This is a genomic window from Clostridium sp. (genome assembly GCF_016650095.1).
In the GTDB taxonomy this organism is placed as follows: domain Bacteria; phylum Bacillota; class Clostridia; order Clostridiales; family Clostridiaceae; genus Clostridium_AD.
The window spans coordinates 1-10,956 of record NZ_JAENWL010000088.1; the positions used below are offsets into that span (position 1 = coordinate 1).

General features: G+C 32.0%; 10 protein-coding genes and 1 pseudogene. 9 read left to right on the forward strand and 2 right to left on the reverse strand.

The window, feature by feature from the left end; genetic code table 11:
- The 5 genes and pseudogenes from JJE11_RS07285 to pssA all read left to right on the forward strand — a co-directional run.
- Window positions 1-160 (forward strand): annotated as a pseudogene (locus JJE11_RS07285) (sodium:glutamate symporter); the annotation flags it as partial.
- Between the two features lie 125 nt (window positions 161-285).
- Entirely contained in the window at window positions 286-474 is a 189-nt protein-coding gene (locus JJE11_RS07290) for a ferredoxin (protein WP_291634083.1), read from the forward strand.
- A 146-nt stretch (window positions 475-620) separates the two neighbouring features.
- Window positions 621-2,315 carry a sigma 54-interacting transcriptional regulator gene (locus tag JJE11_RS07295; RefSeq protein WP_291634085.1) on the forward strand — a complete coding sequence of 565 codons (1,695 nt, stop codon included), beginning with the start codon at window positions 621-623 and terminating at the stop codon, window positions 2,313-2,315.
- A gap of 400 nt (window positions 2,316-2,715) precedes the next feature.
- Entirely contained in the window at window positions 2,716-3,894 is a 1,179-nt protein-coding gene (locus JJE11_RS07300) for an acetyl-CoA C-acetyltransferase (RefSeq protein WP_291634087.1), read from the forward strand.
- A 222-nt stretch (window positions 3,895-4,116) separates the two neighbouring features.
- Window positions 4,117-4,635, forward strand: coding sequence for a CDP-diacylglycerol--serine O-phosphatidyltransferase (pssA, locus tag JJE11_RS07305; protein WP_291634089.1), 519 nt, complete (start codon window positions 4,117-4,119; stop codon window positions 4,633-4,635).
- Window positions 4,636-4,725: 90 nt separating this feature from the next.
- Here pssA and JJE11_RS07310 read toward each other — a convergent pair whose 3' ends face one another.
- Window positions 4,726-5,493 carry a polysaccharide deacetylase family protein gene (locus JJE11_RS07310; RefSeq protein WP_291634091.1) on the reverse strand — a complete coding sequence of 256 codons (768 nt, stop codon included), beginning with the start codon at window positions 5,491-5,493 and terminating at the stop codon, window positions 4,726-4,728.
- Window positions 5,494-5,709: 216 nt separating this feature from the next.
- Between JJE11_RS07310 and hydF the strand changes: the two genes are divergently transcribed.
- The 4 genes from hydF to JJE11_RS07330 are packed head-to-tail and all read left to right on the forward strand — an operon-like array spanning window position 5,710 to window position 10,091.
- The gene (gene hydF / locus JJE11_RS07315; RefSeq protein ID WP_291634093.1) at window positions 5,710-6,900 is read left to right on the forward strand and encodes a [FeFe] hydrogenase H-cluster maturation GTPase HydF; all 1,191 of its coding nucleotides are present in this window, start codon (window positions 5,710-5,712) and stop codon (window positions 6,898-6,900) included.
- Window positions 6,901-6,953: 53 nt separating this feature from the next.
- Entirely contained in the window at window positions 6,954-7,202 is a 249-nt protein-coding gene (locus tag JJE11_RS07320; RefSeq protein ID WP_291634095.1) for an NAD(P)H-dependent oxidoreductase subunit E, read from the forward strand.
- Complete coding sequence (locus JJE11_RS07325; RefSeq protein WP_291634097.1) at window positions 7,199-8,917, forward strand: [Fe-Fe] hydrogenase large subunit C-terminal domain-containing protein; 1,719 nt, start codon at window positions 7,199-7,201, stop codon at window positions 8,915-8,917. The genes JJE11_RS07320 and JJE11_RS07325 overlap by 4 nt, the downstream gene beginning before the upstream one ends.
- Window positions 8,910-10,091, forward strand: coding sequence for a SpoIIE family protein phosphatase (locus JJE11_RS07330; RefSeq protein WP_291634099.1), 1,182 nt, complete (start codon window positions 8,910-8,912; stop codon window positions 10,089-10,091). Before JJE11_RS07325 ends, JJE11_RS07330 begins: the two co-directional genes overlap by 8 nt.
- A 43-nt stretch (window positions 10,092-10,134) precedes the next feature.
- Here the strand turns inward: JJE11_RS07330 and JJE11_RS07335 are convergent.
- The coding region (locus JJE11_RS07335; RefSeq protein WP_291634101.1) for a [Fe-Fe] hydrogenase large subunit C-terminal domain-containing protein at window positions 10,135-10,956 on the reverse strand (822 nt) is incomplete at its 5' end.

Genomic DNA, 10,956 nt, shown 5'->3' on the forward strand with positions numbered 1-10,956 from the left:
TATGGGAGCTACACCAAATGCAATGGCTAACATGGAAGCTTTAACGTCAAGATTTCTTGCTGCTCCGAGAGCATTCTTTATTGTACCACTGGTGGGAAGTTTATTTATAGATTTCTTTAACGCTGGAATTATTACAATGTTCATGAATTTTTTTGGGTAAATAAATGGAATGCTTTTGGTAACAGTGGTTACTTACTTTTTAAGAAAAGTATATTACTATATTAATAAGGAAACATATATATATATGTAATTATTTAAAAAAATTTACCTTAAGGAGTGATTTTAATGAAAGCATACGTGGATAAAGATACGTGTATAGGATGTGGATTATGCCCAGAGATATGTCCTGAGATTTTTAAAATGGAAGCTGATGAGAAAGCTGTGGCATCAAAAGATGAAGTGGCAGAAAATTTATTAAGTAGTGCAAAAGAAGCAGAAGAGCAGTGCCCTGTTACTGCAATTACAGTAGAATAACTAAATAACTGAAAGTGAAACGAAATAACGAAAAGAATAGATATATAATTGAAATAGCGAGATTTTTTCTCGCTATTTTAATTATATCTTGATAAAAAAAATTATGGACTTTATAATTGAGATATAAGTTTAGGGGATGGTGACAAATGGGGACAATTAATGATTATTATAATGAGGTTATATGCAATATTAATGAGGGTGTTATTATTATAGATAAAAAAGGGATCATAAAAATTATTAATAATGCCGCAGAAAAAATGTTAAGGGTTAATGAAGAAGATAGCATAGAAAAATATGTTTTAAATATATTTCCATATGATGAATTGTTAAGTGTAATGGAAAGTGGAGAAGCACAATTAAATAAAAACGAAGGTAAATTTATTGTTACTCGTAAGAGAATAACTCAAAATGGTGAAGTCATAGGTGCACTTGAAATCATTAGTGAAAACACTGAAAATATGAGGTTAATGAACTTACAACATAAAGACACCGCTGATAAAAATATTTTAAATACTATCTTTAATACTATAGATGAGTGTGTAGTTACAGTAGATGAAAATGGTATAATAACTATGATGAGTAATGGATATAAACAATTTATTAATTGTGAAAATCCTGAGGGAAAGCATGTAACTGATGTTATTGAAAACACAAAATTACATACAGTAGCGAAGACAGGCATAAGAGAATTTGGAGAAATTCAGGAAGTTAATGGGCATAAGATGATTTCTATGAGAGTTCCTATTAAGAAAGATGGTAAAGTTGTAGGGGCCATTGGGAAGGTAATGTTTAAAGATTTAAGTAATTTTAATGTATTAAGTGCTAAACTAAACAACTTAGCAAAAGAGGTTGAATATTATAAAAGTGAATTAAGCAAGGATCTTAAAGCAGTATATACGTTTAATAATATTATAGGAAGCAGTATTAAAAGCATGGAGGTAATTAACCTGGCCAGAAAAGTGAGTAATACTGATTCAAATGTTTTAATTACGGGTGAAAGTGGAACTGGTAAAGAACTTTTTGCTCATTCTATTCACAATGCTAGTAGAAGATGTTCTAAACCCTTTGTAAAAATTAATTGTGGAGCTATTCCAGCAGAGCTTTTTGAGTCGGAAATGTTTGGTTATGAAGAAGGCGCTTTTACTGGAGCCAAAAAATCTGGTAAGAAAGGCAAGTTTGAATATGCAGATGGTGGTACTATTCTTTTAGATGAAATTGGTGATATGCCTATGAATATGCAAGTTAAACTGTTAAGGGTTATTCAAGAAAAGGAGCTCACGCGGGTTGGCGCGAATGATTGTATTAAAGTTGATATAAGAATTATTGCTGCTACTAATAAGTCACTAGAGCAGTTAATTAAAGATGGAAAGTTTAGAGAAGATTTGTACTATAGGTTGGATGTTATGCATTTAAGAATACCATCTTTAAGAGAAAGAGTAGAAGATATTGAAGAACTTTCAAATGAACTTAGGATAAAAACATGTGAAAAATATAAGGTTTACTCTGAGGGGATTTCTAGGGAAGCTATTGATTATTTAAAAGCTTATAACTGGCCGGGCAATATAAGAGAGCTTGAAAATGTAGTAGAAAGAGCTATAAATTTGCTTGATTCAGACCTTTCTATAATGCCAAAGCATTTACCAGAAAAGATAATTAAGAGTAAGATAAAAAAATATTCATTAGAAAATAATTATTTAAAAGAGGTTGTTGAAAATATTGAAAAAGACCTTATTATGGAGTGCATAAAAAAAACAGGTGGAAATAAAAAAGAAACGGCAAAAATATTAGGGCTTAGTAGAACTGGATTATATAAAAAATTAAACCGATACAATTTAATGTAATCATGCAATCTACAATAGTGCACATGTAAACTTAGTTTACATGTGCCATTTTTATGTAAACAAAAGATGCTGTTAATCAGCTGAAAACTTTAAAATGAAATAAATGCATAGTCAGATCAATACATTGAAAGCACTTTTGGTTATTTTTTTTAACAAAGTGCCTATAGAATAAATTGGACAAGTAGATGGGATTATTAATGTTAACTAAGTTTACAGTTATAATTATAATTTGTTTTATAATATTGAAAGAGGTTGGTATTGTACACTTCACAAGAGTTTGAATACTTGGCATGAAAAATGCTAGTATAATAAGTATATACAAAGGAAATAGTTTAAAGTAGATGATAAATTCATATAAGAAATATAAGAAATATAAGATAAAATAAATGGAGGTTTTAATATGAAAGAAATAGTAATTGTAGGAGCAGCAAGAACAGCAATAGGAAGCTTTGGAGGAACATTATCAAGTATATCAGCAGTAGAAATGGGAACTGTTGCAGCTAAAGAGGCTATAAAAAGAGCCGGTATTAAACCAGAGCTTGTAGATGAAGTTATTATAGGTAATGTAGTGCAAGCGGGACTTGGTCAGAATGTTGCAAGACAAATATCAATACATGCGGGTATTCCAGAAGAAGCTTCAGCGCTTACAATAAATAAGGTCTGTGGATCAGGACTTAGAGCTGTAAGCATGGCAGCACAATTTATTATGTGTGGAGATGCAGAGGTAGTTTTAGCAGGTGGAACTGAAAGCATGAGCAACGCTCCATATTTACTTCCAAACAATAGATGGGGTTCAAAAATGGGAGATGGAAAAGTAGTTGATTCTATGATTAACGATTCCTTGTGGGACGCATTTAACGATTATCATATGGGCGTTACAGCAGAAAATGTTGCAGAGCAGTGGAATATAACAAGAGAAGAGCAAGATAAATTTTCTTTAAATAGTCAATTAAAAGCAGAAAAAGCAATAAAAGCAGGCAAATTTAAAGATGAAATTGTACCAATTGAAATTCCTCAAAGAAAAGGTGACCCAATGATATTTGATACGGATGAATACCCAAAAATGGGTTCAACTATAGAAAAGCTAGGAAAATTAAAACCAGCATTCAAAAAAGGCGGTACTGTAACAGCTGGAAATGCTTCAGGAATAAATGACGGTGCAGTTATGTTTATAGTAATGTCAAAGGATAAAGCAGAACAATTAGGGCTTAAACCTCTAGTTACAATTAAATCTTATGGATCAGGTGGAGTAGATCCAAAGATAATGGGATATGGTCCAGTTATTGCAACTAGAAAAGCATTATACAAAGCCGGAATGACTATTGCCGATTTAGATTTAATAGAAGCTAATGAAGCGTTTGCTTCTCAATCAATAGCTGTAGCCAGAGATTTAGGCCTTGATTCAGAAAAAGTAAATGTTAATGGTGGAGCTATAGCATTAGGCCATCCAGTAGGAGCTTCAGGAGGAAGAATACTTATTACATTAATTTATGAAATGATAAAAAGAGATGCTAAAACGGGACTTGCTACATTATGTATAGGTGGAGGTCAAGGAACTGCGATTATAGTTGAAAGATAATTTTAAAATAGGGCCAGCAGAAAATGCTGGTTTTTTTTATTTATTAAAAAATAATGTAATTATTTATTAGCTTTAATAATATTAATTAAGTAAGAGTATAATTCAAGTAATGTAATAAATTAGTAAAAAATATAATTAGAATGTATTTAATAGGAATGTGCCATAATACTAAGGAATAAATGCTTATATTATGGTATAATCATAACCATAGGAGTGATATAGATGGTTAAAATAAAAAATGCTGTACCAAACATTTTTACCTTAAGCAATATGTCTTGTGGAATTATGTCTATACTTATGAGTTTTGAAGAAAACTATATGACAGCAGCACTATTTATTCTTTTGGCAGGAATATTTGATAGATATGATGGCAGAATAGCCAGGTATTTAAAAGTAGACAACAATTTAGGTAAAGAACTAGATTCCTTATGTGACTTAATATCTTTTGGGTTAGCACCTTCAATATTGATATTTAATATTTATAATTTCGCTGGGTTAGGATCTATTGGATATCTAATGGTTTTAATTTTTCCGGTAGCAGGAGCATATAGATTAGCGAAATTTAACATTACAGATTTTGATGGAGTTTTTTCAGGGATCCCCATCACCATTACAGGCACATTTTTAGCGCTTTATGCTTTAATTATGTTTAATAAAGCTTCAAATTTAGGACCTACTATGTTTTTAATGGTCGTATTATCTTATTTGATGGTAAGTAATTTAAAATTTAAAAAAAGGTAGTAATGTGATTTAAATAAAGTATATTTTGAATGCAATTATATTAGTCATCTCATCTTAAGATGAGAACCTCACCTTGTGGTGAGGTTTTTTTTACTTTCTAAATTTATAGTAATATTCGGGTGTATCTTCAGTAATAGTTTTGAATTCATAACCTAACTTTTCATAATATTTTATGATTCCAGGGAGAGCTTTTACAGTATTTTTGTTATTAAAATTACAGTGCATTAGGATTATTGCTACATTTTTATCGCCTTTAATTATTTGGGAGTTTTTAATAAGTTGTGATGGGCTTAAATCAGGGTCTATACCATCACATACATTAACGTTCCAGTCATATACTTTGAAATTATTTTTGTGAAGTTCTTCTAAAGTAAAAGCATTTAAGCGTTTAGAACTACCACCAGGAAATCTAATAACCTTAGGTGCAAAACCTGTGACTTCTTCGATTTTATCAGAGGTTTTCTCCATTTCATCAATAAATTCATCGCAGCTTCTATATATTTTTTTGAAATTATGACTATAGGTGTGAAGACCTATACTATGTCCTTCATTATATATTCTCTTAAGAAGTGATTCCTTTCCTTCAATTTCCTTCCCAACTATAAAAAAAGTAGCTTTTACATTCTCTTTTTTTAATACATCTAATAAAGCAGCTGTAATAACGTATGTAGGGCCATCATCAAAAGTTAGATAAGCAAATTTTAAAGTTTGAATTTCACCAGAATCTTTAAATGAAGTATTTAACGGTATAAATGTCTGAATGTTTTTCTGTAGATTATTAATATGTGGATTGCAAGCTAATAACAAGATAATAATAGTTGTAGAAATAAGAAAAATATTTTCCCCCCTGATATTCATATTATCACTCACCTTTAGTTTTTGTCATAATTAGTGTGCCCAAAGAAAATTGTATTAAAGCATTATATTTTTATGTAAAATTTTCATATAAGGTGTTATAGAAATTTCTAAATCATTGACAATCAATACTGAAATTTTGTATAATTGCGTTATTCGATAAAGTTAGAATCTTCTGATTGAATGGAAAAATAAACATATAGAATAGGAGAGGTTGAGATGCAGCAAACACCAAATTCTAACAGGCTTCATATAGCTATATTTGGGAAAAGAAATGTGGGTAAGTCAAGTTTGATTAATGCACTTACAGGTCAGGATATCGCTTTAGTATCGGAGTTAGCAGGAACAACTACAGACCCTGTATATAAGGCTATGGAACTTCTGCCAATAGGACCAGTGGTTATTATAGATACTGCGGGACTTGATGATGAGGGAGAAATAGGTGTACTTCGGGTAAAGAAAACCAAAGAAGTTATGGATAAAACTGACTTAGCACTTTTAGTTATAGACGGGGATGGGGAAGATTTATCTTTCGAGAGTGAGTGGTATGAAGATTTAAAGAAAAGAAAAATTCCTGTAGTAGGGGTTATGAATAAGATGGATAAAAATGAAGTATCAATAGAAGATATCCAAAAAATATTAGATATAGATTTTGTTAAGGTTAGCGCAAAGAACAAAGTTAATATTGATGAACTTAAAAAGGTTATTATGAAGATGGCACCAGAGGATTTTGAAAAAAGTACAATTGTTGGGGACTTAGTGAAACCAAAGGCAAGAGTAATAGTTGTAGCACCACAAGATATTCAAGCACCCAAAGGGAGATTAATACTTCCACAGGTTCAAATAATAAGAGATCTTCTTGATAATGATGCGATGGCACTAGTGGTAAAGGACAGTGAACTAGGCGATATTCTAGCATCATTAAAGGATAAACCGGATTTAGTAATCACAGATTCACAGGTGTTTAAGAAAGTTAATGCTATAATTCCAGAGGAGATACCACTGACTTCCTTTTCTATACTTATGGCTAGGTATAAAGGAGATTTAAACAGTTTAGTTAAAGGTGCAAGGGCTATAGATACTTTAAAGCCTGGCGATAAGGTGCTTATAGCAGAGGCTTGCACCCATCATCCCCTAGAAGGAGATATAGGGCGAGAAAAACTTCCTATATGGCTTCAAGAAAAAGTAGGTGGAAAGTTAGATATAACAGTTTGTGCGGGAAGTTCTTTCCCTGAAGATCTAAGTGCATATAAGCTAATAGTTCATTGTGGAGCTTGTATGTTTAATAGACAACAGTTAATGTCAAGGATTAAAAAGGCTAATTTAGAGGGATTACCTATTACCAATTTTGGTATAGCGATAGCTCATATAAATGGTATATTAGATAGAGTACTTAGTGCTTTTGAGTAGTATTATATAAAATGAATATTGGAGCAACTTAACTTGAAGGGATGATGAAAGTAATGGTAACTATTAGTGTTTGTGTTGGGAGTGCCTGTCATTTAAAGGGGTCTTATAAAGTAATAGAGGGGTTACAAAAGTTAATCAAAGCAAATAAGGCAACAGACATGGTAGAACTTAAAGGAGCGTTTTGTATTGGTAGATGCACAGAGGGAGTTTCTGTAACTGTGAATGATGAAGAATTCTTTTCGTTAAATGAGGATAATGTAGATTCATTCTTTCATGAAACTATTATGGGGTATGTGAAATGAGTAATATAGATTTTTCCAAAGCAGATTGTAAAAATTGTTACAAATGTCTTCGCTCATGTCCTGTTAAGGCAATAAAGTTTGAGAATGAGCAAGCTACAATAGATGAAGAAAGATGTATAGAATGTGGACATTGCCTTACCATATGTCCACAAAAAGCTAGAGAAATTAAAAGTTGTTTGGATAAAGTTAAAAAAGCTATAAATTGTGATGCGAAAGTCATAGTGAGTTTGGCGCCCTCCTTTGCTGGATTTTTTGATGTCAAGCAAGGCAAAGTTGTGTCCGCTTTGAAGAAATTAGGATTTAGTGTTGTCGAAGAAACTGCAGTAGGTGCAGAAATAGTGGCTGAATTATATAATGAATATATTGTGGCAAATAAGCAAGATGTCTACATAACCACCGCATGTCCATCAGCCAATTATTTAGTAGAAAAATATTTTAAAGAACTCATTCCATACTTAATTCCTACGGTATCCCCAATGATAGCACATGGGAAGATACTAAAAAAAGAATTTGGACAAGATAGCTTTGTTGTGTTTATAGGCCCATGCCTTGCTAAAAAATCTGAATTTGACAATAATTTAAAAGATAATACGATAGATGCAGTATTAACTTTTGATGAATTGAATTCTTGGATTAATGAATCTGGTATAGAAATAAATGAGATAGAAGAGGAAAATTTTAATGTTAATTCATATAGTAAAGGTCAAGGCTTCCCTATGGGTGGAGGTATTATTGATGCAATGGGAGAAAAGTTACAACAAAGTCCTCTTAGTATTATTAATGTAAGCGGCGTGGAGGAGTGTATAGAAGTATTTAATAGTATTAAAAGTGGCGATTTAAAAGAAGTAATAATTGAAGTTAGTGCATGTAAGGGAAGTTGCATCGGTGGACCAGTTATGGTTAAAAATGGTGAGAACTACTACACAAAGTTGCGCAAGGTCAAAAATTATATAAAGAGTCGTGAAAACTATAATAAGCCAACATTTACAAAGATTCCACAAAATATAAATTTCCATAGAATTTTTAGTGAAAAATCTATTAAAAAATCTATTGCCACAGAAGAAGAAATTATAGCTATTATGAAAAAAATGGATAAATATGAACTAAAGGATGAGTTAAATTGTGGTGTGTGTGGATATAACTCTTGTAGAGAGAAGGCTCAAGCTGTATTCGAAGGTATGGCTGAAACTAATATGTGTCTTCACTATATGAGAAATAAAGCAGAGAGTCTTGCTAATGAAATCTTTGAAAATACTGCTAGTATTCTAATTTTATTAGACGGAGAAATGAACGTGAGGGAGATAAATCCGGCTGCCAAAACTATATTTAAAATACAACCTCAAAATATTATAGGAAGGCCCATATCAATACTTATTGATGATGAAAATTTTAAAAAGGTACGAGAAACTGGAGAAAATATAACAGGTAAAAAAGTTGCTTATCCAGCGTACGGGGTGGTGTTTATAGAGAATATAGTATATATTCCTAAGCAAGATATGGTGCTGGTGAGTATGATTAATATTATGGCTGAAGAGAAAAATAAAAAAGAATTAATGAAGGTTAAAGAAAATACGTTAAACGCTGCTCAAGAGGTTATAGAAAAACAAATGAGAGTTGCTCAAGAGATAGCAAGCCTTCTTGGTGAAACAACTGCAGAGACAAAGATTATTTTAACTAAGTTAAAAAAAATAGTAGCGGGTGAAGACATTGAGTAAAACGGAGCTATTTATTGATGTAGCGTATGATAGCTTGATAAAAAAAGGTGAGGAACTCTGTGGTGATAGGGTAGATACAATAAGACTTGAAGATAGCACTATAATTGTCTTGGCAGATGGACTTGGTAGTGGGGTCAAAGCTAATATACTAGCATCACTTACAGCTAAAATTGCCAGCACTATGCTCAAAGAAGGAGCAGATATCTATGAAACTGTAGACACTATAGTAAATACTCTTCCAGTGTGTAAGGTGAGAAATATTGCCTATTGTACTTTTACTCTGATGAAAATTTATAATGATGGAAGAGCATATATTGCAGAATATGATAATCCACCTTTCTTTTTAATTAGAAATGGGAATGATACTTACATCGATAAAAAAGAAAGCATTATTAATGAAAAAAGAGTAGTTGAAAGTCAATTTACACTGCAAGAGGGTGATGTACTTACAGTAGTGAGCGATGGATGTATTCATGCGGGTATTGGGAATATATTAAATTTAGGTTGGAACTGGGATAATGTCCATAATTACTTGACTCGGAATACTCGCTTTAGAAGAAGTGCAAAAAACATTGCTAAGGATTTAATTCAGGTATGCTGGGATTTATATGGTGGAAAACCCGGAGATGATACTACTGTTGTATGTGTAAAAGCTCGAAAACCTGAGTATATTGATTTATTTACTGGACCACCTAAAGACCCGAGTTACGATAGTTATATTATTAAAGAATTCATGAGTGGAACTGGAAAAAAAATTATTTGTGGAGGAACAACTTCTAATATAGCAAGCAGAGAACTAGGCCGCGAGCTTAAAGTAAATTTGGACTTTTTTGACAAAGATGTACCACCTACGGCAACTATGGACGGAATAGATTTGATAACAGAAGGGGTTCTAACTATAAGCAAGGCTATAGAAAAGTTAAATGATTATGAGGCAAGTTTTGAAAGTCAAGAGAAATATTGTGATTTAGAAGGTAAGGATGGGGCTAGCAGACTTGTTAAAATGCTTATAGAAGATTGTACTCATTTTAATTTATGGGTAGGTAAGGCTATAAATCCAGCACATCAAAACCCAAATTTTCCAATAGATTTTAGTATTAAGCTAAAACTTGTGAACCAACTAGTGGATTGCATGAAAAGATTAGGAAAATATGTTGCTATTAATTATCTATAAAAAAAACAGCAGTTAAATCTGCTGTTTTTCGTAGTTATTCTTATTAACGTTTTACGTAATGTGTATGAAGAAGCTCATGAGCTTTTTTACCATATGGTTCTCCAAGGAATTCTTTATATATTTTCTTTATTGATGGATTATCGTGAGATTTTCTTAGAGTCTTATTTTTATCTTCATTATATAAAACAGCCATTCTCTTTTCTAATATATCTTCATAATCAGTAGAGTAGGGCTGTCCACCACCATTAATACATCCACCAGGGCAAGCCATGATTTCAATTAAGTGATAGTTAGCTTCTCCTGAACGGATAGCTTCTAATAATTTACGAGCATTTCCAAGTCCACTAGCTATAGCAACTTTAACATCAAGGTCATTAATTTTTATAGAAGCTTCTTTTATGCCTTCTAAACCTCTAACGTCATCAAAATCTACACTTTCAAGTGTTTCATTTGTTAACCATTCGTAAGCAGTACGTAATGCAGCTTCCATAACTCCGCCAGAGGTACCAAATAGAACTCCAGCTCCGGTAGATTCTCCTAGTGGATTATCAAAATTTTCTTCTGGTAATGAATTAAAATCAATTCCAGCTTCTTTTATCATTTTAGCTAGTTCCCTAGTACTTATAACTATATCAACATCTGGTATTCCATTTGTAGACATTTCAGGTCTAGTAGCTTCATATTTTTTTGCAAGACAAGGCATTACAGATACAACTATCATGTCTTCTGCGTCAATATTCATTTTTTCTGCAAGGTATGTTTTAGCAACAGCCCCCCACATTTGTTGTGGTGATTTACAAGTAGATGGAATATCTAATAAATCACTAAATTGATGTTCAAAGAAGTTAACCCAAGCAGGACAACA